Consider the following 23651-nt stretch of genomic DNA (forward strand, 5'->3'; position numbering starts at 1 on the left):
GTGTTCCGCCGCTCGATCTACAAGACGCCCGCGCAACTGCGCGCGATGGTCGAACCCGGGCTCATCACCGCAGCCTCCCTGGATGCGGCCGCAGCGGCGATCCGGCCCGGCGCGACGACGGCGGAAGTGGATGCGGCGGCCTCGGTTGCGATCACCGCTCGCGGGGCGGAGTCGAACTTCCAGCTCGTGCGCGGATACCGCCACACGACGTGCATCTCGGTCAACGAGCAGGTCGTGCACGGCATCCCCGGGCCTCGTGTGCTGGAGCCCGGCGACATCGTGTCCGTCGACAGCGGCGCGCAGTATCAGGGCTGGAACGGTGACAGCGCTCGCACGTTCGTGGTGCCGGACGAGTCTCGGCCCGACCTGGTCGCGGCTCGCCTCGAGCTCTCCCGGGTGACCGAGGGCTCGATGTGGGCCGGGATCGCCGCGATGGCGTCCGCACGCCACCTCGGAGACATCGGCGCCGCGATCCAGGACCACATCGAGGCGCAGGGGGAGTACGGCATCCTGCGCGAGTACGTCGGGCACGGCATCGGACGCAAGATGCATGAGGCGCCCAGCGTCTTCAACTACCGGACGCCGGATGCCGGGGCCGAGGTCAGGCCCGGACTGGTGCTCGCGATCGAGCCGATGGTGACCGCCGGTGGGGATGCCACGTTCGTGGAGGACGACGACTGGACCGTGTCGACGGTCGACGGCAGCGACGGCTCGCACTGGGAGCACAGCGTCGCCCTGCACGCCGACGGCATCTGGGTGCTGACCGCCGCCGATGGCGGTGCCGCCGGCCTCGCCCCCTTCGGCGTGATCCCCACCCCCATCCCGTAGCCGCCGCGCCGCGCCTCTCGTTTCCGTGAGACTTGGTTTGCGGAGCGAGACTTCCGTTCGGTGGCCAAGTGTCACTCCGCAATCCAAGTCTCACGGGCGGACGGGTGTCGCCGCACTCGCCCTGCACAGGAACGTTCGGCGCGGAATTCTCCCCGGATGTCGTGGAAGGGCGCCGCTTCGGCGCAGGGCGGCGACCCGGGTCGTGCAGAATCGGGCGGCATGCCCCTGCTCCTGCCGGATCGTGCGTCGCGCGAATCACCCCTGCTCCTGTTCACGAAGGCCGACGCGGGAGCTCATGGCATCGACGTCCGTGCTCGCGGATGGCACCGGCTTCGCAAGGGGGTTTACGTCGACGCGACCGATTTCCGGGCGCTTCCGCCGTGGAAACGCTACGAGGTGCGGGTGCACGCGTATCTGCGGCGTCACCCGGATGCCATCCTTTGCCTCGAATCCGCCGCGGTGGTGCATGGTCTGCCGGTCGCGGGTGAGACGCGATACGTCCACGTGTACGATCCGGATGCGCAGCGGACGCAGTGCTATGGCGACGTCCGTGTTCATGCGAGTGCGACGCGTCGCGAGATCTGCCGGATCGGCGGAGTGCATGCGACGAGCCTGCTCGACACGGTCGTCGACCTCGCCCGGGTGATGCAACCCGCTGACGCCCTCGCGGTGTCCGACGCGGCGACCTCGCCCGTCCAGGGCGGTGCGCTGCGGCTCGACGATCTCATCGCGCGCGGCAAGGACGGTGTCGGCAGTCGGGGGCGCGCACGGATGCGCTGGGTGTGGGACCACACGAATCCGCTCGCCGAGTCGCCGCCCGAAAGCGTGAGCCGAGCCGTCATCATGTGGAGCGGCTACGAGACGCCGGTGCTCCAGAGGGAGTTCCGCTACGAGGGGCACCTGGACCGTTCGGACTTCTTCTTCGAGAGCTGCGACGCCATCGGCGAATGCGACGGCTGGAGCAAGTACCAACTGGAAGACCCGGGCACGGGTGCGCTGCTGCTCGCCAAGGAGAAGCGTCGCGAGGATCGGCTGCGGCGGCACGGCCACCCCTTCGCGCGCTGGGAACCCGGGGACGCGTGGAAGGCGCGCCCGCTCTGCGACGCCCTGGACGGCGCCGGTGTCCGTCGAGTCGCGACATCCAATCCCGCCATGCTCGCCACGCTGCGTCGCCGCCCGCGCGCGCTTCCCACCCCTCGCCCGTGAGACTTCCTTTGCAGTGCGAGACTTGGCCAGGATGCGCAAGTCTCACTCCACAAACCAAGTCTCGCGGATTGGGGGGAGGGGAGGGGGAGGGGAGGGGAGGGGAGGGGGAGAGGGGGTTCACAACGGGCGCATAGGATTGGGCGGGAGGATGGACGGTGGCGCGCTCGCGCGCCTCAGACTTCACATCGGACTCGCGAACCGCGAGCCTCGAGAGAACGGAAAGCAATGGCAGCAGCACAGGGCAAGACCAACTGGTTCGCCATCTGGATCTCGGCCGCCGTGGTGGTCGTCCTGGTGGTGCTCGGCGGCTTCGTCGTGTTCCTGAACAACCAGGCCACCGCCCCCGGAACAGCTCCGGAGACCGCGGGGATCGTGAACTCGGAGACGGGCGCCATCAGCTTCGGCGAGGGCGAGACGACGATCGACACCTACGTGGACTTCATGTGCCCGATCTGCGGACAGTTCGAGGACGCGTACGGTGAGGCATTGCAGGATGCCGCGGCCAACGACGAGATCACCCTGAACATCCACCCGATCTCCATTCTCGACGGCGCATCCCAGGGCACGGAGTTCTCCTCTCGGGCCGCCGGCTCGATGTACTGCGTCGCGGCCGAGGCCCCGGACGCGGCGCTGGACTACTTCAACCTCCTCTTCGAGAACCAGCCGGAGGAGCAGACCGCCGGGCTGACGGATGAGGAGCTCGTGGGCCTCGCCGAGCAGGCGGGTGCCGGTGCTGCTGCGGACTGCATCACCGAGGGCACCTACATGCAGTACACGCAGGATCAGGTCGACAACACCCCGCCGGACCCGGCGACCGGACGCGTCGGCACCCCCACCGTGGCCATCGACGGTGAGCGGATCGACAACGCCGACATCGGCACGCGCTTCGCCGAGATCCTCGGCTGACGACACAGAAGCGGTGGGACGCATCCTCGGATGCGTCCCACCGCTTTTCCGCACCGGATCCCATTTGCCGGATGCGCCGGCGTCGTCTAACATAGATCTTTGGTGCTTTGCGCCTTGATTCGGCGTGTCCGGCGAGGCGAGCATCCAACCCATCCATCCACCGCAGATCGGCCGATCTGCAGAAGCGTCAGCGAGTTTATGGCTAAGAAAGACGGTGTCATCGAGATCGAGGGCGTCGTGTCCGAGGCGCTGCCCAACGCGATGTTCCGCGTTGAGCTCAGCAACGGGCACAAGGTTCTTGCAACGATCTCCGGCAAGATGCGGCAGAACTACATCCGCATCATCCCCGAGGACCGCGTGGTCGTGGAGCTCAGCCCCTACGACCTGACCCGCGGCCGCATCGTCTACCGCTACCGCTGATCGGTCGAGAAGTAACACCCCAGGCGCTCGCGCCTGCCCGGTGAAGACAGCGAACAGGAAACACAATGAAGGTCAACCCCAGCGTCAAGCCCATCTGCGACCACTGCAAGGTGATCCGTCGTCACGGCCGCGTCATGGTGATCTGCAAGAGCAACCCGCGCCACAAGCAGCGCCAGGGCTGATCGAGCAGCACAACTTAACACCGCCTGGTCAGAGCGTTTCGACTCGCTTCGCTCGCTCAACGACCGGGAAATGAAAAGGCAGGATCAGAACCCACGAGCGTGGGGGACACCTCGGGGCGGAGGCCCGGGCACCGATCCTGCTCCACACCTCCACCACACCCAGGAGATTCGCATGGCACGTCTTGCCGGCGTTGACATCCCGCGCGACAAGCGCGTGGTGATCGCCCTTACCTACATCTACGGCGTCGGCCGTACCCGCTCGGTCGAGATCCTCAAGGCCACCGAGATCGACGAGTCGATCCGCGTCAAGGACCTCAGTGACGAGCAGCTCGTCGCGCTCCGCGACTACATCGAAGGCAACTACAAGGTGGAGGGTGACCTGCGCCGCGAGGTCGCCGCAGACATCCGCCGCAAGGTCGAGATCGGCTCCTACGAGGGCATCCGCCACCGTCGTGGTCTCCCGGTCCGCGGCCAGCGCACCAAGACCAACGCCCGTACCCGCAAGGGCCCGAAGCGCACCGTCGCCGGCAAGAAGAAGGCCCGCTGAGCAGCGGCCCCAGGGACTAGGAGAACATTTTCATGGCTGCACCCAAGGCCGCCGCGCGCAAGCCGCGCCGCAAGGAGAAGAAGAACATCGCGCTGGGCCAGGCCCACATCAAGTCGACGTTCAACAACACGATCGTTTCCATCACCGACCCGTCCGGCGCTGTCATCAGCTGGGCGTCCTCCGGTGGCGTGGGCTTCAAGGGCTCGCGCAAGTCGACCCCGTACGCGGCCGGCATGGCCGCCGAGTCGGCTGCCCGCCAGGCCCAGGAGCACGGGGTCAAGAAGGTGGACGTCTTCGTGAAGGGTCCGGGTTCGGGCCGCGAGACCGCGATCCGCTCGCTTCAGGCCGCCGGCCTCGAGGTCGGGTCGATCCAGGACGTCACGCCGCAGGCTCACAACGGCTGCCGCCCGCCGAAGCGCCGCCGCGTCTGATTCCGTTCGAGGATGCCGGGTCCCGCGACGCTCTCAGAGCCGTCGCCGGGACCGGCATCCTCGCCGCAGGTCTCCACAACTCAAGAACCTCACCCACCACATGTCATATAGCGGGCATGTGATCGAAAGGAACACACAGTGCTCATCGCACAGCGTCCCACACTGACCGAGGAAAAGATCGCCGAGAACCGCAGCCGGTTCGTCATCGAGCCGCTCGAGCCCGGCTTCGGCTACACCATCGGCAACGCGCTGCGTCGCAGCCTGCTCTCGTCGATCCCCGGTGCTGCTGTCACCAGCATCCGCATCGACGGCGTGCTGCACGAGTTCAGCACCATCCCCGGCGTGAAGGAGGATGTCACCGAGATCATCCTCAACATCAAGCAGCTGGTCGTCTCCAGCGAGCGTGACGAGCCCATCACCGCGTACCTGCGCAAGACCGGCGCCGGTGAGGTCACCGCGGCGGACATCTCGGCTCCGGCCGGTGTCGAGGTGCACAACCCCGAGCTCGTCATCGCGACCCTGAACGACACCGCGAAGTTCGAGCTGGAGCTCACGATCGAGCGCGGCCGGGGATACGTGTCCGCCACGCAGAACCGCAACGAGTACGCCGAGGCCGGTCAGATCCCGATCGACTCGATCTACTCGCCGGTGCTCAAGGTCAGCTACCGCGTCGACGCCACCCGTGCGGGTGAGCGCACCGACTTCGACAAGCTCGTCCTGGACGTCGAGACCAAGTCCGCGATCAGCCCCCGCGACGCCGTCGCCTCGGCTGCCAAGACTCTCACCGAGCTGTTCGGCCTCGCCCGCGAGCTGAACGTCGAGGCCGAGGGCATCGAGATCGGTCCGGCCCCGGTGGAGGCCGTCGCCTCCAGCGAGCTGTCGATGCCGATCGAGGACCTGGACCTGTCCGTGCGCTCGTACAACTGCCTCAAGCGCGAGGGCATCAACACGGTGTCCGAGCTCGTCGCCCTGTCGGAGACGCAGCTCATGAACATCCGCAACTTCGGCCAGAAGTCGGTCGACGAGGTGCGCGACAAGCTCATCTCGCTCGGACTGTCGCTCAAGGATTCGGTGCCCGGTTTCGACGGCGCCCACTTCTACGGCGGCAGCGAAGACGAGTCCTTCTGACCTTCCCGAAATTCTGACCAGGAGTTAGACGAATATGCCCAAGCCCACCAAGGGTCCCCGCCTCGGAGGCGGCCCCGCACACGAGCGCCTGCTGCTTGCCAACCTCGCGGCGGCTCTGTTCACCCACAAGTCGATCAAGACGACCGAGACCAAGGCCAAGCGCCTGCGTCCGCTCGCCGAGCGCCTGATCACCTTCGCCAAGCGCGGCGACCTGCACGCCCGCCGCCGGGTGCTGTCGGTCATCGGTGACAAGGAAGTCGTGCACGTCCTGTTCACCGAGATCGCTCCGCTCGTCGCGGACCGCGAGGGTGGCTACACGCGCATCACCAAGGTCGGCAACCGCAAGGGCGACAACGCCCCCATGGCCGTGATCGAGCTCGTCCTCGAGCCGGTCTCGCCGAAGGCGAAGAAGGCTGCCAAGCCGGCAGCGAAGGCCGCCCCGAAGGCCGAGAAGGTCGAAGAGGCGCCCGCCGAGGAGGCTCCGGCAGAAGAGGCCGTCGAGGAGACGACCGAGGCTCCGGCCGAGGAGGCTCCCGCCGAGGCCGCTGCCGAGGAGAAGTCCGAGTAAGCATCCGCTTCCTCACGAAGCCCGCCGTTCCCAGGGGACGGCGGGCTTCGTCGTTTCTCCTCCGGCCGACGAAGCCGTCGAGGCAGAGGCGGAGCGTCCCCGGTCGGGAATGTGGGAGGATGCCCCTCACGGCGAGAGGCGGGACGGATGGATCAGCGCGAGATCGACGAGCAGGTGCGCGCCTACTACGGCGGTGTGTTCGATGAGGGAGCCCGGCTGACGACTCGATCGGCGCAGGGACCGCTGGAGCATCGGCGCACCCAGGAGCTGATCGCCGCCCACATCGACGAGGGGCGGGTCCTGGACGTCGGCGGAGGGACGGGGGTGCACGCCCGATCGCTGCAGGAACGCGGATTCGACGTCATCCTGATCGATCCCGTTCCCGAACATGTGGCGGCAGCCGCGGCATCGGGAGTCGCCTCCCAGATTGGAGACGCCCGCAGCCTCCCGTTCCCTGACGGCTCCTTCGACGCCGTGCTGATGCTCGGCCCGCTCTACCATCTGGCCTCGGCTACCGATCGCGTTCGAGCGCTGAACGAGGCCCGTCGCGTCACGCGCCCCGGCGGGTCGGTGTTCGCGGCGGCGCTGTCGCGCTACATCGCCTTCGGCGCGAACGTGCTCGGGCGACCCGTGCGCGCGGATGCCGCGATGACCGCGCTGTGGGAGCAGGGCGTCCCGACGGGGAACGGCCGGTTCCCCGCCGGACACTTCCACACCGCTGAGGAGCTCGCCGACGAGGTGTCGGATGCCGGACTCGAGGTGCTCGCGGTCCACGGCGTGGAGGGCCCCGGTGGTCTCGCCCTCGAACAGATCGCGGCCGACCGCGCTGATCTGATGGACGCCGCGCTCGCGCTCGCACGTGCGACCAGCGCCGAGCCCGGCATCCGGGACTTCAGCACGCATCTGCTGGCCGTCGCGCGCGTGCGCTGACGGATCAGCGCCGCGGGCGGGCGTAGGGTGGACGGGTGAGTGACGCTCGGATTCAGCGCGGCCCCCGGGCGTATCTGTCCTTCATCGTCATCGGCCTCCTGGCGGGCCTGTTGTCCGGACTGTTCGGCGTCGGCGGAGGCACGGTCATCGTTCCGCTGCTCGTGCTGCTGCTGCACTTCGACCAGCGCCTCGCCGCCGGGACGTCGCTCGCGGCGATCGTCCCCACGGCGGCCGTGGGCGTGATCTCGTACGCGGTGCACGGCTCGGTGGCGTGGATCCCGGCGATCATCCTCGCGGCGGGCGCCGTCGTCGGCGCCCAGATCGGCACGCGCCTGCTCCAGCGGATCTCGCAGACGGCCCTGCGCTGGGGCTTCGTCGCGTTCCTCGTCGTCGTGATCATCAGCCTGTTCGTCGTGATCCCTTCGCGGGATGCCGCCTTCGAGCTGTCCTGGATCTCGGGTATCGCTCTGGTCGTGGTCGGCGTCGGCACCGGCATCCTGTCCGGACTCATCGGAGTCGGCGGGGGCGTCGTCGTCGTTCCCGTGCTGATGCTCGCGTTCGGCACCAGCGATCTCGTCGCGAAGGGCACCTCGCTGCTCATGATGATCCCGACCGCGATCTCCGGCACCTTCGGGAACATCCGTCACCGCAACGTGGACCTCACGGCCGCCGTGACCATCGGCATCGCAGCCTGCACCACGACCGCTCTCGGCGCGTGGCTGGCGACCCTCATCGATCCGCTTCTCGGGAACATCCTGTTCGCGGCGTATCTCGTGGTGATCGCCGTGCAGATGTCGCTCAAGGCCATCCGCGGCCGGCGGCGCTGAAAGGCGGGCGCTGAGCGGCCCGCCCCGGTCGGTAGACTCGACGGGTGCCTGTCAACACCGAACTGGTCGGCCGGGAGTTCCCGCCGACGGCCCCGTACCTCGTCGGACGCGAGAAGGTGCGCGAGTTCGCGCGCGCCGTCTTCGCCGACGCGCCCCTGCACACCGATGTGGAGGCGGCTCGCGCCCTCGGCTACGCCGACGTCGTCGCCCCGCCGACGTTCGCGATGGTGATCCAGGACCAGACGCTGCAGCAGCTGCTCGCTGAGCCGGGCTCGGGCATCGTTCTGGCGCGCACGATCCACGCAGAGCAGCGCTTCGCCTACACGCGGCCGATCATCGCCGGCGACGAGCTGAGCGGCCGCCTGAAGGTCACGGGCATCCGCACGGTCGGCGGCAACGCGATGATCACGAGCGAGGCCGAGATCACGGACGCCGCCGGCGCACACGTCGTGACGGCCACCAGCGTGCTGCTGGTGGGAGAGGGGGAGTGATGGCCTTCACCGTCGGAGATGTCGTCGCCGAGCGCGAGATCCACCTGACCCGCGAGTCGCTGGTCCGCTATGCGGGGGCTTCCGGGGACTTCAACCCCATTCACTACCGCGACGACGTGGCGGCCGCCGTCGGCCTTCCCGGCGTCCTCGCGCACGGGATGCTGACGATGGGCATCGCCTCTTCGGTCGTGGTCTCGGCGCTCGGCGACGCCGCTGCGATCACGGAGTACGGCGTCCGGTTCACCAAGCCCGTCGTCGTCGACCCGGAGGCCGGTGCCGACGTGCGCGTGGTCGCCACCGTCGGAGCGGTCGACGAGGCCGGTGCCCGCATCGACCTGAAGGTCACCTTCGGCGACACCACGGTCCTCGGCAAGGCGCAGCTGCGCGTCGCGATCTGATGCCGGAGGTCTCGCCGATCGCCCTGTCGCAGCTGACGACGCTGCGCACCGGTGCCGCGCCGGAGCGGATGCTCGAGGCGCGCACCGCCGACGAGCTCGTCGCGGCGCTGCGCGAGGTCTGGTCCCGGGGTGACGAATGGTTCGTGCTCGGCGGCGGATCCAACCTGTTCGTGGGGGACGAGGCATTCGAGGGCACCGTCATCCGCGTGCTCACCACGGGGATCGAGCGGCTCGATTCCCCCCATCGCGGACGCACCCGGTTGCGCGTGCAGGCGGGGCACGACTGGGACGCCTTGGTCGCGCACACCGTGGAGCAGGGGCTCGCGGGCATCGAGGCCATGAGCGGGATCCCCGGGACGGTCGGCGCGGCGCCGGTGCAGAACGTGGGCGCCTACGGACAGGAGATCCAGGAGACGCTCGTCGAGGTCGAGCTGATCGACGAGGCCACCGGAGAGGTGTCGACCGTGCCGGCATCCGACCTCGGCCTGGGATTCCGCACGTCCGTCCTGAAGCATCACTACGGCGGGGTGCCGCTGCGCCGCGCGGTCATCCTGTCCGTCACGCTGGACCTCGCGGTCGTGGGGGATGCCGGACGCATCGTCCGCGGCGAGCAGCTCCGCCGTGCACTGGCGCTGGAGAATGAGGCGCCGGTTCCGCTGGCGTGGGTGCGGGAGCGGATCCTCGCGACGCGTGCCGCGAAGGGAATGCTGCTGGACCCCGACGACGCGGACACCGCCAGTGCGGGGTCGTTCTTCCAGAACGCGATCGTGCCGGAGTCCGTCGCACGGACGCTTCCGGCCGAGTGCCCGCGCTGGCCGGTCGCGCCCGACCTGGACGCCGTGACGGTCATTCCGCTCGGCGCATACGACGGAGCGCTGCCTCCGCTCGCCACGGCGCCGGCCGAGGTCAAGGTGTCGGCGGCCTGGCTCATCGAGCATTCCGGCATCTCCAAGGGGTTCCGGCTGCCGCGCTCGCGCGCCGGAGTGTCGACCAAGCATGCGCTGGCGCTGACGAACCGCGGCGGCGCGACCGCGGGCGAGATCGCCGAGCTCGCCCGCTACATCTCCAGCCGCGTGCAGTCGGAGTTCGGGCTGATGCTGCAGCCGGAACCCGTGCTCGTCGGCGTCGAGATCTAGACCGCCTCGCCGCGGAGGAGGGCGCGGGCGTAGGCTCGCGTCATGCCCGGACTCGTCCCGTACCTCTTCTTCCCCGGCAACGCCGCGGAAGCGCTCACCTTCTACCGCGAGGTGTTCGGTGGCGAGCTCTCGCTGGCCACCTACGCGCAGTTCAGTCGCGTCGACGGCCCGGACGACGCGATCGCCCACGGGCACGTGTCGGGCCCCGTCGAGCTGTTCGCGGCGGACGCCGGGCCGGACGAGGACGCCGTGCACATCGTGGGCGCGAGTTTCTCGCTGCTGGGGACCGCGGATGCCGCGACCCTCACGCGCTGGTTCGACGTCCTCGCCGCAGGAGGGCGGGTCGTCGACCCGCTGCAGAAGCGACCCTGGGGAGACTATGACGGCCAGGTCGTCGACCGCTACGGCATCCGCTGGCTGATCGGCTTCGAGGACTGACCGCTCCCGACGGGACACCTCTCATGATTGACGAGACCCCGCCGTATTCGCGCGAATACGGCGGGGTCTCGTCAGCAGGGAGAGGTCTCGCGAGGGCCGGGGCGGGCCGCGCAGGTGCGACCGCGGAGGGTCAGGACGCGAACAGGCGCTGGAGGCGCTGGACGCCCTCGAGCAGCTGGTCGTCGCCCAGGGCGTACGACAGGCGCAGGTACCCGGACGGTCCGAAGGCCTCGCCGGGGACCACGGCGACCTCGGCCTGCTCGAGGATGAGATCAGCGAGTTCCAGAGACGTCGTCGGCGTCACGCCGCCCCACGTGCGGTTCAGCAGGCCCTGCACGTCCGGGTACACGTAGAACGCACCGAGCGGGTTCGGGACCTTCACGCCCTCGATCTGCGACAGCTCCGCGACGATCCGGCGCCGGCGTCGGTCGAACGCCTCGCGGAACTGCTCGGCCTCGGTCTGCGGTCCGGTCAGCGCCGCGATCGCCGCCTTCTGCGCCACGTTGTTCACGTTGCTCGACAGGTGCGACTGCAGGTTGCCGGCGACCTTGATGGCGTCGGCGGGGCCGACCATCCAGCCCACGCGCCATCCGGTCATGGCGTAGGTCTTGGCGACGCCGTTGACGAGGATCGTCTGGTTCGCGGCATCCGGCACGGCCTCGACGATCGAGGTCGCCTTCGTGCCCTCGTAGGTGAGGTTCTGGTAGATCTCGTCGGAGATGATCCAGATGCCGTGCTCGACCGCCCACTCGCCGATGGCACGCGTCTCGTCGGCCGTGTAGACCGAACCGGTCGGGTTCGAGGGCGACACGAACACGAGCACCGTCGTTCGGTCGGTGCGGGCCGCCTCGAGCTGCTCCACCGTGACCTTGTAGTCCTGCTCGGCACCGGCGAACACCTCGACCGGAATGCCGTCGGCCAGCCGGATCGCCTCGGGGTAGGTCGTCCAGTACGGCGCGGGCAGCAGGACCTCGTCGCCGGGATTCACGACGGCCTGGAAAGCCTGGTAGACGGCCTGCTTGCCCCCGTTGGTGACGATGACCTGGGAGGGCTGGACCGCGAGCCCCGAGTCGCGCAGCGTCTTCTCGGCGATCGCCTCGCGCAGAGCCGGAAGACCCGGAGCGGGCGTGTAGCGATAGCTGGCGGGCTCGGCCAGGGCGGCGGCCGCGGCATCCACGATGAACTGCGGCGTCGCGAAGTCGGGCTCGCCGGCGGCATAGGAGATGACCGGCTTGCCCTCGGCCTTGAGAGCCTTGGCCTTGGCATCCACCTTGAGGGTCGCGGACTCGGCGATGGCGGACAGCTTGCGGGAGACGGGAGCGCGTTCGGTCACGCCTCCGATGCTACTCGGAAGGCGTGCGCGCCGGCATCCGCCGTCTCAGCAGGACGCGCCGCAGTCGAGCGGAGCGAACACGGGCGAGGCCGCGACGACCCAGATCGTGAGGATCGCCAGCGCGACCGCGATCAGGACGGGCAGCAGCACTCGGAGGTGGCGCGGCGGCGGCAGCACGAGAACGGCGCCCACGACCGCCAGCATCATCGTGGCGATCGCCAGGGCGGGAAGAACGCCCCCGAGCAGACCCGGCAGCGCCCTGGTCTCGTGCGGCCACGCCCCGGCGGTGAGCGTCGTCTGGAGCGCCACGATGAGCGACAGCACGGCGATGCTGAGCGCCACGATCACGAGGACCCGAGCGACGCGCACCCGGAGGGGGACGGTCACGGCGCGATCCTCGGTCATGGCGACAGGCTACCGGCCTCAGTCGCTGCAGCACTCCGCCGTGCCGCACGAATCGGCGTAGCGGCGATACGGGCGGGCCGGGTCCGTCATGTCCACGAGCGAGGCGGCATCGGGATGCGTCGGCTCGTCTCCCGCGGAGTTCCAGAGCGTGAAGTGCCAGAGCCCGCGGACCTCGTCCGACAGCAGACCGTCCGGACCGGAGACGACCAGGACGCGATCGGCTGAGCGGTCGGCACGGAAGGGGGCGACGACGCGCTCGCGCAGATCAGCGGCCTCCGTCGCATCCGCATGCGTGCGCTCGACCGCCACGCCCTGTTCGGCGAGGGCTGCGGCGAGCTCGTCGGCGGCGCGACGCGAGCGATCCTCCTCGGCGCCGGAGACGGCGAGCAGTCGCGGCCCCGTAGCGTTGTTGTGGAGGAACTCGCGGGCGATCCCGCTCCACGCATCGGTCATGACCCCAGGGTACGCCGCGCCGACCCGACGAGGGCCGCCGTCGCGTCATCCTGCGCCGTTCATCACCAGGAAGCCCACGATGGAGAGGAGCGCCGCGATGATCACCGACACGTTCGGATAGACGACGGTCAGCGCGCACAGGATGGCCGCCGCGACGCCGAAGGCCATCGGCACCCGGCGCACCGGACGGCCGGATGCATCCCTCTTCTGCATCCCGATGAGCAGGGCGAGAGCCGCGATGGGGGCGAGAGGAAGGACTTCGCGCGACTCCATCAGGGCCGTGCGGACCGGGTCGAGCCCGAACGTCCCCTCGCCAAGGAACGTCGACGGGCGGGTGACGAAGACCGCGAGGATCGCGATGGAGAGCACGACGGTCAGGATGCTGAGCAGGACCGAGGCGACCCGGCGGAACGGGGCCGCCTGCCGGTAGGTGATGGCGAGGCTCGACATGTTCGCGAGCGTACGCCCGAGCGCCGACGGGGATCTCGGGTTATCCACAGGGCGGCGGGAGTCGGTCACATCGGCTGCGACTCGCGGGCGGCGTCGCGGATGACCTGGGCGAGGCGGACGACCGCTTCGTCCACCAGCGCGTCGTCGAGGTTGCCGTAGCCCAGCACCAGCCCCGGCCGCGACGGACTCCGGAACGCGTACCTCTCCAGCGCGACCACGGCGACGTCGCGCTCGGCGGCGCGGCGCACGATGTCCTGTGTCGACGCCCCAGCGGGGAGAGCGAGCACGAGATGCATCCCCGCCGCGATCCCGGACACGTCGAGGTCGGGCAGTTCGCGCTCCAGGGCGGCGAGCAGGGCGCTGCGGCGACGCCGGAACCGGGCGCGGGCCCGGCGGAGATGGCGTTCCAGGTCCCCTTCCGTGAGGAAATGCGCGAGCGCCGCCTGATCGACGAGTGACGGCGTGCTCGCCGGTGACGCGCCCAGTCCGCGCGGCAGCACCAGCCACCCCAGCCCCAGGCCCGGTGCGATCGACTTCGACAGCGATCCGATCAGAGCGACGCGGTCCGGTGCGAGTCTCTGCAGTGCGGCGACCGGGCGGCGGTCGTAGCGGAACTCGGCGTCGTAGTCGTCCTCGATCAGCACGGCGTCGACATCGCGCGCCCAGGAGACGATCTGCTCCCGCCGCTGGGGTGACAGAGCGGCGCCGAGCGGGAACTGGTGCGCGGGTGTGAGCAGTGCGGCACGCGCACCGGTGCGCCGGGCCGCAGTGCGAAGAGCGTCGGTGTCGACGCCGTCGCCATCGACGCCGACGGGAACCGGAGCGAGCCCGCACTCCTCCGCGACGTCGCGCAGGCGCGGCCAGCTCGGATCCTCGACGAGCAGATGACGATGCCCGCGCCGGTGCAGTTCCCGGGCGAGGATCCGCATGCCGTCGGTCGCGCCGTGCGTGATCACGATGTCGCCGGCGTCGGCCGACACGCGACGGGAACGGGCCAGATAGGAGGCGACCGCCTCCCGGGCTGGGCGGTGCCCGGCGCCGAGTTCCGTCGCGAACGCCCGGTCCGGGAGATCGGCCAGCGCAGAGCGGACCGCCGCGGACCAGCGCGAGCGCGGGATGGCCCGCAGATCGGGAAGCCCCGGTCTGAGGTCGTAGCATGGTGCGAGCCTCTGGGGCGGGCGACGAGAGCTCGGTGTGCCTGGCGCATCGGATCGCGGACGGCGCACGGTGCCGCTTTCGGCATCCGGCACGGCGAGCCCGGGCTGCACGGCGACCGTGGTCGCCGAACCTGTCCGGGCCTCGAGCACGCCCTCGGCGACGAGCTGCCCGTAGACCTCGGTCACCACCCAGCGCGAGACGCCGAGCGTCTCGGCGAGGGAGCGGCTGGGCGGAAGCGCGGAACCGCGCGGGATCCGTCCCTCGTCGATCGCCTGGCGGAGCGCGTGCTCGAGCCGGTCGCGCAGGTTCCTGCGCTCGGGGGCTGCGGAGTCGCCGAGGTCGAGGAGCGTGTCCCACGCGAGAATCGGTCTGGTCTTCTGCATGCTGATTGGAGTGTACTGCCGGGCCGATGGCTTCGTACCGTGGAGTCATCTCCGCGAAAGGACACTCCCATGCAGTACCGCACTCTCACCGACGGCACCACCTCCTTCGAGGTCTCGACGCTCTGCCTGGGGGCGATGAACTTCGGCACGCGCACGGATCCCGCCACTGCCCGGGCGATCCTCGACCGCTTCGTCGAGGCGGGAGGGACCTTCCTCGACACGGCGAACAACTACAACGCCTGGGTCGGGGGAACAGGTCGCGACAGCGAAGACCTCCTCGGCGCCTGGCTGCGCGAGCGCGGACACCGCGACTCACTGCGCATCGCGACCAAGGTCGGCGCGGCGAAGAAGGACCCGTCCAAGCCGCTGTCCACCACGCCGCCGACGAACTACGAGGGCCTGTCGGCCGAGGTCATCCGCAAGCAGGCGCCGGAGAGCGCGAGGCACCTCGGCGTCGACCGCATCGACGTGCTCTACGGTCACGTCGACGACCGCGAGGTGGAACTCGCCGAGACCGTCGGCGCCTTCGGCGATCTCCAACGCGAGGGGCTGATCGGCATCGCGGGAATCTCGAACGTCGCGACCTGGCGGGTCGTCGAGGCGCGCGAGGAGGCCCGCCGCCAGGGCGTCGCTCCGTACGGCGTCGTGCAGCAGCAGTACAGCTATCTGCACCCGGCGCCGCGCTTCGGGCGCAACAACTTCGTGACACCGGGCCTGCTCGACTACGCGGCGTCGACCGGGACCCGGGAGAGGCCGCAGCTCGCCATCACCGCGTACTCGCCGCTGCACCAGGGCGCGATAGCACGCCTGGACAAGCCGCTGTGGGGCGGAGTGGACCACCCGACCAGCCGCGCCCGCCGCGCCGTGCTGCACGAGATCGCCGCTGAGATCGGGGCGACTCCGAACCAGGTCGCCCTCGCGTGGCTGCTCGGCGGCGAGGTTCCCGTGATCCCGGTCATCGGGGTCTCGAGCATCGCGCAGCTGGAGGAGGCGCTGGGCGCCCCGGATCTGATCCTCGACGCCGGCGTCCGCGAGCGGCTGGACGCCGAGCCCGTCGGGGCGTGACCATCACCGGCCGATGCTCCTCCGGAGCTGGTCCGGAGGAGCATCGGCCGGTGCGATCAGTCGGCCTCGACGAGGTACCTGTTGTAGGCGCCGATCGTGAGGAACGCGGGGAACTCCGCGCCGAGGGACACCTCGCGGAAGATCTCCGCGGCGTCGTCGAACCGGTCGCCCTCCCGACGGTCCATGCCGGCCAGCAGCTCGGCGATGATGCCCTCGACGTGCTCGGCCGTGATGGCCGTGCCCTCCTCGGTGGTGCGGTCCTGGTGGATCCACTGCCACACCTGGGAGCGGGAGATCTCGGCGGTCGCGGCATCCTCCATGAGGTTGTCGATCGCGACGGCGCCGAGACCCCGCAACCACGCCTCGAGGTAGCGGATCGCGACCGAGACGTTGTCCCGCACGCCCTGATCCGTGATCGGACGGCCGATGTGCAGATCGAGCAGGTCCTCGGCGCGCACCTCCACGTCGTCGCGCTGGCGATCGATCTGGTTGGGGCGGTCGCCGAGCACGGCGTCGAACTCGGCCTGCGCGGTCGGGATCAGATCCGGATGCGCGACCCAGGTGCCGTCGAAGCCGTCGCCGGCCTCGCGGCGCTTGTCGGCCGAGACCTTCTCGATCGCCCTCCGGGTGACCTCGGGGTCGCGCCGGTTCGGGATGAACGCGCTCATGCCGCCGATCGCGAAGGCCCCCCGGCGATGGCAGGTCTTCACGAGCAACTCGGTGTAGGCCCGCATGAACGGCACCGTCATCGTGACCTCGCTGCGGTCCGGGAGCACGAACCGGGCGCCGCGCCCGCGGTAGTTCTTGATGATCGAGAAGATGTAGTCCCAGCGGCCCGCGTTCAGGCCGGCGCAGTGGTCGCGCAGTTCGAACAGGATCTCCTCCATCTCGAACGCCGCCGGCAGCGTCTCGATGAGGACGGTGGCCCGGATCGTGCCGTGCTCGAGTCCCAGGTAGTCCTCGCTGAAGGTGAAGATGTCGTCCCAGAGCTTCGCCTCCTCGCTGGACTCCAGCTTCGCGAGGTAGAAGTACGGACCGCGGCCGGCCTCGATCAGCGCCGCGGCGTTGTGCAGGAAGTACAGCCCGAAATCCACGAGCGACCCCGACGCCGCCATGGCACGGCCGGAGCGGTCGACGAAGGTGAGGTGCTTCTCGGTGAGGTGCCAGCCGCGGGGACGCATGACGATCGTCGGCGTGCGTTCGGCGGTGACGCGGTACTCCTTGCCCTCCGGGGAGGTGTGCGTGAGCTCGCCCCGGATCGCATCCCGCAGCGACAGCTGCCCGCCGATGACGTTGCCCCAGGTCGGGCTCGTGGCGTCCTCCTGGTCGGCGAGCCACACGCGTGCGCCGGAGTTGAGCGCGTTGATCGTCATCTTCGGGTCGGTCGGCCCGGTGATCTCGACGCGGCGGTCCTCGAGCCCTGGCCCTGCGCCGGCGACGCGCCACTCGGCATCCTCGCGGATGTGCGCCGTGTCGTCGCGGAAGCGCGGGTCGTGCCCGTTGCCGATCTCGAACCGGCGCCGCATGCGATCGGCGAGGCGGTCGTGTCGGCGCGACGCGAAGCGATGGTGCAGCTCGGTGAGGAAGGCGACGGCCTCCGGTGTGAGGATCTCGTCGAAGCGATCGCGCATCGGACCCGTGATCTGCAGGGCGGGCCCGTGCAGCGTCGGGGACGGAGCGGTCGGGGGAGCGGTGGGAGTGGTCATGATGAATCCTTCGTCTCTCTCGTTCGTTGAGCGAGGAGCGGAGCGACGAGTCGAAACGCGTTTGCGTCTGAGAGACGTTTCGACTCGCTTCGCTCGCTCAACGAACGAATTTCAATGGAACTGCGCGGCCTCGGTGGAGCCGGCGAGGGCGAGGGTGGCGCTGTCGGGGTTGAGCGCGGTCGAGATGACGTCGAAGTAGCCGGTGCCCGCCTCGCGCTGGTGCTTGGTGGCGGTGTATCCGGATGCCTCGGCGGCGAACTCGGCCTCCTGCAGGTCGACGTAGGCGCTCATGGCGCGCTCGGCGTATCCGCGGGCGAGGTCGAACATGGAGTGGTTCAGGGCGTGGAAGCCGGCCAGCGTGATGAACTGGAACTTGTAACCGAGCTCGGCCAGCTCCTGCTGGAACGTGGCGATCTCGGCATCCGACAGGTGGCGGCGCCAGTTGAAGCTGGGGGAGCAGTTGTACGCGAGCAGCTTGCCGGGGTACTGGGCATGGATCGCCTGGGCGAACTCGCGGGCGAGGGCGATGTCCGGCTCGCCGGTCTCGACCCACAGCAGGTCGGCGTAGGGGGCGAACGCGAGCCCGCGGCTGATGACCGACTCGATGCCGGCCCGGACCCGGTAGAAGCCTTCGGTGGTGCGCTCGCCGGTGGTGAACTGCCGGTCGCGCTCGTCGACGTCGCTGGTGAGCAGGTCCGCGGCGAGGGCGTCCGTGCGGGCGATGATCACGGTCGGAACGCCGGCGACGTCGGCGGCGAGACGGGCGGCGTTGAGCGTGCGGATGTGCTGCTGCGTGGGCACGAGCACCTTCCCGCCGAGGTGGCCGCACTTCTTCTCGCTGGCCAACTGGTCCTCCCAGTGGATGCCGGCGGCACCGGACTGGATGAGCGACTGGGCGAGCTCGTACGCGTTGAGGGGGCCGCCGAATCCGGCCTCGGCGTCCGCCACGATCGGAGCCAGCCAGTCCTGCGTGATCTCGCCCTCGGCGTGCTCGAGCTGGTCCTGGCGCAGCAGCGCGTTGTTGATGCGCCGGACGACCGCCGGGACCGAGTTCGCCGGGTACAGCGACTGGTCGGGGTAGGTCTGACCCGCGAGGTTGCCGTCGGCGGCGACCTGCCAGCCGGAGAGGTAGATGGCTTTGAGCCCTGCGCGGACCTGCTGCACGGCCTGCCCGCCGGTGTACGCGCCGAGGGCGCGCACGTACTCCTCGGTGTGCAGGAGGTTCCAGAGGTTCTCCGCGCCGCGGTGGGCGAGAGTCGACTCCTCACGGACCGAACCGCGGATGCGGATGACGTCTTCGGCGGTGTAGGTGCGCTCGATGCCGTCCCACCGCGGGTCGGTGTTCCAGATCGCCCGGAGCTCGGCGGCCGTCTGGACCTGGTCTCCGGCTCGCAGGCCGGTCGGCGTGGTGTTCGTCATGTCTGTCTCCTCCGTCGGATCGGGTGGGCTTGGCATCCACTGTGAGTGAAGATGCCGCATGCCTTCGAACGAATTCGAGGAGAAATTCACATGTATTTCTGTTTTCGTGACAGAATCGCGGCCATGAACCCGTCACAGGTCGTGGAAGACACGGATGCCTTGACCATCGGCCGCCGCATCCGGCGGCTGCGCACCGCCCGGGGGATGACGCTCGAGACGCTCGCCGCTGCGGTCGCTCGGGCCCCCAGCCAGCTGTCCATGATCGAGACCGGCAAACGCGAACCGAAGCTCACGCTGCTGCAGGCGATCGCCCGCGCGCTCGGCACGAGCATCGACGCCCTGCTCGAGGGGGAGCCGCTGGACGAGCGCAGCGCGCTGGAGGTGGCGCTGGAACGCGCCATGAAGGGCCAGACGTTCCGCGCGCTGGGCGTGGAGCCGTTCCGCATCGGCAAGAGCGTGCCGACCGAGGCGCTGAAGGCGCTCCTGGCACTGCACGGCGAGATCGACCGGCTGAAGGACGAGCGCGCGGCCACTCCCGAGGAGGCCCGGCGCGCGAACGTCGAACTGCGCCACCTCATGCGCGACCAGGACAACCACTTCCCCGACCTCGAAGCGAAGGCGGCCGAGATCCTCGCCGCGGTCGACCACCCCGCAGGACCCCTGACGCAGCGCACGGCCTCGGAGATCGCCGCGCACCTCGGTTTCACGCTGCACTATGCATCCGACCTTCCGCAGACCACTCGCAGCGTCGCCGACCTCGCGCACGGCCGGCTGTACCTGTCCGCGCAGGTGCAGGCGAAGGGCGATGCCCGCACGGCCGTGCTCCAGGCGCTGTCGAGCCGCATCCTCGGCCACGCCGAACCGCGCAGCTATGCGGAGTTCCTCCGCCAACGGGTCGAGACCAACTACCTCACCGGGGCGCTGATGATCCCCGAGGCGCACGTGGTCCCGGCGCTGAAGGAGGCGAAGTCGCGGAGGGAGATCTCGATCGAGGATCTGCGCGACGCGTATTCGGTCTCGTACGAGACCGCGGCGCACCGCTTCACGAATCTCGCGACGCGCCACCTCGACATCCCGGTCCACTTCCTGAAGGTGCACGAGTCGGGGACCATCACCAAGGCGTACGAGAACGACGACGTGAACTTCCCCACGGATCGGCTCGGTGCGATCGAGGGGCAGATGTGCTGCCGGCGCTGGACGAGCCGGGTCGTGTTCGACGAGGACGACCGGTTCAACCCGTACTACCAGTACACCGACACCGGAAACGGCACCTACTGGTGCACGGCCCGCGTCGAAGCGTCGAGCGAGGGGTTGCACTCGGTGAGCGTGGGCGTGCGCTTCGACGACACGAAGTGGTTCGTGGGGCGGGACACTCCGCACCGCGGGGTCTCGAAGCACTCCGTCGAGGTGTGCTGCCGGCGGGCGCCGGCCGAGCTGGAGGAGCGCTGGCGGGAGCAGTCCTGGCCGAACGTGAAGACCCCGCGGACGTTGCTCGCGACCCTGCCGACCGGGGCGTTCCCCGGTGTCGACACGACCGACGTGTATGAGTTCCTCGAGGCGCACGCCCCGGGCGCCTGAGAGGCCGCCGAACGCGCTCAGGCCCGCGGAGCGGCGGTGCTCGCCCGGACGATGAGCTGCGGGCTCAGCTGCACGCGATGCACGGGGCGGTCGGGGCTTCCCATCCGGTGCACGAGCATGTCGACGGCCGTGCGTCCCACCGATGCGCGCGGGGGACTCACGGCGGTCAGCGCCGGCGTGAACAGCTGCGCGACCTCGTCGTCGTAGGCGATGATCGACAGGTCCTCCGGCACCGAGATGCCCCGGTTCAGGGCGAGGTCGACCACGGCCATCGCCTCGGGATCCGAGTGCACGAGCAGTCCCGTGATCCCGGCGTCCCTCATCGAATCCAGGGCCGCGTTCACCTCGGCCGTGAACTCGCCGCTCGCGCGGTCGGGGAGGATCGTCTCCCTCTGCGGGGACGGCTGGAGCCCGAGCTCCTCGACCGCGCCGTGCCAGCCCTGGGCGATCTTGCGGGAGGTCGGCGAGTTGCGCGACATCACCAGTCCCACGCGCCGGTGCCCGAGAGCGGCGAGGTGGCGCGCCGCCAGCCGGGCGCCGAGCGCATGATCGGTCGTGACCGATTCGACCGGTGCGCCGTCCGGCAGGGTCACGGCGTCGCGCTCGACGAGCACGGTGGGGATGCCGGACTCGTGCAGCCACTGCATGACGTCCTGGGCGTGCGGGGTGTCGGTGTTCGGCGCCACGATGAGGCCCGAGATGTCGTCGTTCGCGACGATCCTCTCGAGGACGGGGCGCTCGTCCTGCAGCTCGTAGGAGGCTCCGCGCAGGACCACGTTCAGCCCTCGGGCACGCGCCTCGGCCTCCATGCCCCGGACGACGCCTGGCCAGTAGTAGTTCAGCGACGGCACGAGCACCGCGACGGTCCTGGTGGGCGGCTCCGGGTCGGTGACGGCCGCGGGAGGGGATGCCGGGACTGTCGCGCTCTTCGGGGCGACTGCCCCGCCGTGCACGCGCACGAGCAGCCCCTCGCCCTCCATCTGGGCAAGGTCGCGTCGCAGCGTCACCGGGGTGACGCCCAGGTCGTCCACGAGCTGCGAGATCCGCACGGCGCCGTCCCGCGCGAGGGCGGCGAGCACGTGCTCGCGCCGTTCGGCCGCGAGCAGCGCGTGCGCGTTGTCGTCCGTCATGCTTCCTCGCCTCTTCCCGTACTTTCTACCGTCATCGACCCGGTCTCCTCGGGAGACGCGGCGAGCCGATTCTATAAACGATCATAAGCGAACAAGAAGAAACGTATTGCGTGTTGTCATGAACGAAAAAGATTGCTAATCTCCGAATGCGGTTCGCTGCCCGAGACGACCGCCCGCATTTCAAAGGAGAGATCCGTGCACGACTGGACCCGCGACGACTGGCTGGCCTACGCCGATCGGCTGCTCGCCGGCGCCCGCCGCTGGGCCTCCGAGAACTTCGCCCGCATCACGCCGCCCGGCACCTCCGGCGGATACGGCCGCGACGTCGACGGGCTCGAGGGATTCGCCCGCACGTTCCTGCTCGCCGGATTCCGCATCGCCGGGGCACGCGGCGAGGGCGTCGACGAGCTCATCGCCGACTACTCCCGCGGAATCGCCGCCGGCGTCGACCCTGAAGCGCCCGATCGCTGGGTCCGGCTCGATGAGCACGCGCAGGCCAAAGTCGAGGCGGCATCCATCGCCCTCATCCTCGACATGACGCGCCCCTGGATCTGGGACCGTCTCGACGCGACCACCCGTCAACGGGTGATCGACTATCTCGCCCCCGTCGTCGGCGACGACAGTTATCCGCAGACGAACTGGGTCTGGTTCCGCATCGTCGTCCAGACCTTCCTCCGCTCGGTGGGCGGCCCCTGGTCGCAGAGCGACATCGACGCCGACCTCGCCAGGCACGACTCCTTCGTACGCAGCGGCGGATGGCTCTCCGACGGCGACGAGCGCTCCTACGACCACTACGTCGGCTGGGCGCTGCACCTGTACCCGATCCTGTGGGCCCGCATGCAGGGGGCGTCCGACCTCGCGAACGGCCGGACGGGTGCCGACATCGCCCGGCTGGACGAGTACCTGCGCGACGCCGTGGCGCTCGTCGGCGCCGACGGCTCCCCGCTCATCCAGGGGCGCAGCCTCGTCTACCGGTTCGCGGCCGCAGCACCCTTCTGGGCGGGCGTGTTCGCGGAGGTGCCCTCGGTTCCGCTCGGGCAGCTGCGCCGCGCGGCCTCGGGCATCGTCGCGCACTTCGCCGAGCATGGCGTCCCGAACGAGCTCGACCTGCTGGATCTCGGCTGGCACGGGCCCTGGCGCCGTCTGGCGCAGAACTACTCCGGCACCGGTTCGCCGTACTGGGCGGCCAAGGGGATGCTGGGCATCGCCCTGCCCGCCGACCACCCGGTGTGGACGGCCGAGACGCGCCTGCTGCCCTCCGAGGCGGAGGACGAGCTGCGCGTCGTCGAACCGGCCGGCTGGATCGTCTCGGTCACGCGGGACGACGGCATCGTGCGGGTCGTCAACCACGGCACCGACCACGCCCGTCCCGGCGACCTCGTCGGGGATTCGCCCCTGTACACCCGGATCGGATACTCGACGGCGGCGAGCCCGCTGCTGAACGGGGACGCCTGGCAGGAGCCCCTCGAGCAGTCGGTCGCGCTGATCCGTGCGGACGGACGTGCGACGCATCGCGCGGGCATGCAGCTGCTCGGCGCCCGCATCGGAGGAGAATCGGCGATCGCCGGGTCCACCGCGCACGCGCACTGGATCGACCCGGCTCCGGTGCAGGTGCGGCACGGATCCGGGATCACCGGGGAGGTCGCCCTCGCCGGTCGGATCACGATCCGGTCGATCGTCCGCGGGGCGTGGGAGGTGCGCCTGGTGCGTCTCGACGCGGTCGAGCCGGATGCCGCGCCCACCGCTCTCCGCATCGGCGGTTGGGCGATCGCGGCGGAGACGGTCGAGTCGGACCTCACGGGCGACACGGCCTCGGCGCGGGCGGACGGGCGGGTCAGCTCCGTCGTCGCCCTGACACACGGCGGCACGGCGAGCATCGCCGAGAGGACGGACGCGAGCCCGCTCGGTCCCGTCGCCCGCGTTCCCGTGATCTCCTACGAGCCGGTCACCGGCCGCTGGACCGCCGTCGCCGTGCGCCTGGCCGGCCTCCCGTCCGGCTCGACCGGGACCCCGGCCGTCGTGATCGAGGGCGATTCCGCCACGGTCACCTGGGGCGACGGCACTCGCACCACCGCAGACCTGACAGACCTCCGGGCGTCCTGACACCCGGATCCGACCCGTCCACGGGCCAACGC

At 69.9% G+C, this 23651-nt stretch carries 26 protein-coding genes; 18 read left to right on the top strand and 8 right to left on the bottom strand.

Annotated features, from left to right (window positions below; all coding sequences use genetic code 11):
- The 15 genes from map (at position 1) to KYX17_RS23400 (ending at position 10436) form a co-directional block, all read left to right on the top strand.
- Positions 1–828, top strand: coding sequence for a type I methionyl aminopeptidase (map, locus tag KYX17_RS23330; RefSeq protein WP_308220933.1), 828 nt, complete (start codon positions 1–3; stop codon positions 826–828).
- A 219-nt stretch (positions 829–1047) separates the two neighbouring features.
- Complete coding sequence (locus KYX17_RS23335) at positions 1048–2034, top strand: hypothetical protein (RefSeq protein ID WP_243229804.1); 987 nt, start codon at positions 1048–1050, stop codon at positions 2032–2034.
- A 225-nt stretch (positions 2035–2259) separates the two neighbouring features.
- The gene (locus tag KYX17_RS23340; RefSeq protein WP_243229805.1) at positions 2260–2940 is read left to right on the top strand and encodes a thioredoxin domain-containing protein; all 681 of its coding nucleotides are present in this window, start codon (positions 2260–2262) and stop codon (positions 2938–2940) included.
- Between the two features lie 198 nt (positions 2941–3138).
- Positions 3139–3360, top strand: a complete 222-nt coding sequence (gene infA / locus KYX17_RS23345) for a translation initiation factor IF-1 (RefSeq protein WP_018171468.1) — start codon at positions 3139–3141, stop codon at positions 3358–3360.
- Between the two features lie 65 nt (positions 3361–3425).
- Entirely contained in the window at positions 3426–3542 is a 117-nt protein-coding gene (rpmJ, locus tag KYX17_RS23350; RefSeq protein ID WP_005050492.1) for a 50S ribosomal protein L36, read from the top strand.
- Positions 3543–3714: 172 nt separating this feature from the next.
- The gene (rpsM, locus tag KYX17_RS23355; protein WP_243229806.1) at positions 3715–4089 is read left to right on the top strand and encodes a 30S ribosomal protein S13; all 375 of its coding nucleotides are present in this window, start codon (positions 3715–3717) and stop codon (positions 4087–4089) included.
- Between the two features lie 32 nt (positions 4090–4121).
- On the top strand, positions 4122–4520 hold the full coding sequence (rpsK, locus tag KYX17_RS23360) for a 30S ribosomal protein S11 (protein WP_045249905.1): 399 nt from the start codon (positions 4122–4124) through the stop codon (positions 4518–4520).
- A 138-nt stretch (positions 4521–4658) separates the two neighbouring features.
- The gene (locus KYX17_RS23365) at positions 4659–5648 is read left to right on the top strand and encodes a DNA-directed RNA polymerase subunit alpha (RefSeq protein ID WP_243229807.1); all 990 of its coding nucleotides are present in this window, start codon (positions 4659–4661) and stop codon (positions 5646–5648) included.
- A gap of 34 nt (positions 5649–5682) precedes the next feature.
- The gene (rplQ, locus tag KYX17_RS23370; RefSeq protein WP_243229808.1) at positions 5683–6216 is read left to right on the top strand and encodes a 50S ribosomal protein L17; all 534 of its coding nucleotides are present in this window, start codon (positions 5683–5685) and stop codon (positions 6214–6216) included.
- Between the two features lie 147 nt (positions 6217–6363).
- Positions 6364–7146, top strand: a complete 783-nt coding sequence (locus KYX17_RS23375) for a bifunctional 2-polyprenyl-6-hydroxyphenol methylase/3-demethylubiquinol 3-O-methyltransferase UbiG (RefSeq protein WP_243229809.1) — start codon at positions 6364–6366, stop codon at positions 7144–7146.
- A gap of 35 nt (positions 7147–7181) precedes the next feature.
- The gene (locus tag KYX17_RS23380; RefSeq protein ID WP_243229811.1) at positions 7182–7973 is read left to right on the top strand and encodes a sulfite exporter TauE/SafE family protein; all 792 of its coding nucleotides are present in this window, start codon (positions 7182–7184) and stop codon (positions 7971–7973) included.
- 44 nt (positions 7974–8017) lie between these two features.
- Positions 8018–8464, top strand: a complete 447-nt coding sequence (locus tag KYX17_RS23385; protein ID WP_243229812.1) for a MaoC family dehydratase N-terminal domain-containing protein — start codon at positions 8018–8020, stop codon at positions 8462–8464.
- Positions 8464–8862: a MaoC/PaaZ C-terminal domain-containing protein gene (locus KYX17_RS23390; RefSeq protein WP_243229813.1), complete on the top strand. Its 399-nt coding sequence runs from the start codon at positions 8464–8466 to the stop codon at positions 8860–8862. Before KYX17_RS23385 ends, KYX17_RS23390 begins: the two co-directional genes overlap by 1 nt.
- Positions 8862–9998, top strand: a complete 1137-nt coding sequence (locus KYX17_RS23395) for a UDP-N-acetylmuramate dehydrogenase (RefSeq protein WP_243229817.1) — start codon at positions 8862–8864, stop codon at positions 9996–9998. The genes KYX17_RS23390 and KYX17_RS23395 overlap by 1 nt, the downstream gene beginning before the upstream one ends.
- 42 nt (positions 9999–10040) lie before the next feature.
- Positions 10041–10436: a VOC family protein gene (locus tag KYX17_RS23400; protein WP_243229819.1), complete on the top strand. Its 396-nt coding sequence runs from the start codon at positions 10041–10043 to the stop codon at positions 10434–10436.
- A 130-nt stretch (positions 10437–10566) separates the two neighbouring features.
- On the opposite strand, the gene KYX17_RS23405 is transcribed toward KYX17_RS23400, so the two are convergent.
- The 5 genes from KYX17_RS23405 to KYX17_RS23425 all read right to left on the bottom strand — a co-directional run bounded on the left by KYX17_RS23405 (position 10567) and on the right by KYX17_RS23425 (position 14618).
- Complete coding sequence (locus KYX17_RS23405; RefSeq protein WP_243229820.1) at positions 10567–11769, bottom strand: pyridoxal phosphate-dependent aminotransferase; 1203 nt, start codon at positions 11767–11769, stop codon at positions 10567–10569.
- 45 nt (positions 11770–11814) lie between these two features.
- Entirely contained in the window at positions 11815–12174 is a 360-nt protein-coding gene (locus KYX17_RS23410; protein WP_243229821.1) for a hypothetical protein, read from the bottom strand.
- An 18-nt stretch (positions 12175–12192) separates the two neighbouring features.
- The gene (locus tag KYX17_RS23415; protein WP_243229822.1) at positions 12193–12627 is read right to left on the bottom strand and encodes a hypothetical protein; all 435 of its coding nucleotides are present in this window, start codon (positions 12625–12627) and stop codon (positions 12193–12195) included.
- A 45-nt stretch (positions 12628–12672) separates the two neighbouring features.
- Positions 12673–13077: a hypothetical protein gene (locus tag KYX17_RS23420; protein ID WP_243229823.1), complete on the bottom strand. Its 405-nt coding sequence runs from the start codon at positions 13075–13077 to the stop codon at positions 12673–12675.
- Positions 13078–13142: 65 nt separating this feature from the next.
- Positions 13143–14618 (bottom strand): PLP-dependent aminotransferase family protein, encoded by a 1476-nt coding sequence (locus tag KYX17_RS23425; RefSeq protein ID WP_243229824.1) that lies wholly within the window; start codon positions 14616–14618, stop codon positions 13143–13145.
- A gap of 69 nt (positions 14619–14687) precedes the next feature.
- On the opposite strand from KYX17_RS23425, the gene KYX17_RS23430 reads away from it, so the two are divergent.
- Positions 14688–15683, top strand: coding sequence for an aldo/keto reductase (locus KYX17_RS23430; protein ID WP_243229826.1), 996 nt, complete (start codon positions 14688–14690; stop codon positions 15681–15683).
- A gap of 56 nt (positions 15684–15739) precedes the next feature.
- Here the strand turns inward: KYX17_RS23430 and aceB are convergent, their stop codons facing one another.
- Positions 15740–17389, bottom strand: coding sequence for a malate synthase A (aceB, locus tag KYX17_RS23435; protein WP_243229827.1), 1650 nt, complete (start codon positions 17387–17389; stop codon positions 15740–15742).
- Positions 17390–17500: 111 nt separating this feature from the next.
- Positions 17501–18808 (bottom strand): isocitrate lyase, encoded by a 1308-nt coding sequence (aceA, locus tag KYX17_RS23440; RefSeq protein WP_243229829.1) that lies wholly within the window; start codon positions 18806–18808, stop codon positions 17501–17503.
- 123 nt (positions 18809–18931) lie between these two features.
- Between aceA and KYX17_RS23445 the strand changes: the two genes are divergently transcribed.
- A complete protein-coding gene (locus KYX17_RS23445; RefSeq protein ID WP_243229832.1) occupies positions 18932–20386 on the top strand; it encodes an XRE family transcriptional regulator in 1455 nt (484 codons plus the stop codon).
- Positions 20387–20403: 17 nt separating this feature from the next.
- Here KYX17_RS23445 and KYX17_RS23450 read toward each other — a convergent pair whose 3' ends face one another.
- Entirely contained in the window at positions 20404–21516 is a 1113-nt protein-coding gene (locus KYX17_RS23450) for a substrate-binding domain-containing protein (RefSeq protein ID WP_243229834.1), read from the bottom strand.
- Between the two features lie 195 nt (positions 21517–21711).
- Between KYX17_RS23450 and KYX17_RS23455 the strand changes: the two genes are divergently transcribed.
- Positions 21712–23619 carry a DUF2264 domain-containing protein gene (locus KYX17_RS23455; protein WP_243229835.1) on the top strand — a complete coding sequence of 636 codons (1908 nt, stop codon included), beginning with the start codon at positions 21712–21714 and terminating at the stop codon, positions 23617–23619.
- The last annotated feature ends 32 nt before the right edge of the window (positions 23620–23651 follow it).

Source organism: Microbacterium sp. CIAB417 (assembly GCF_022788845.1).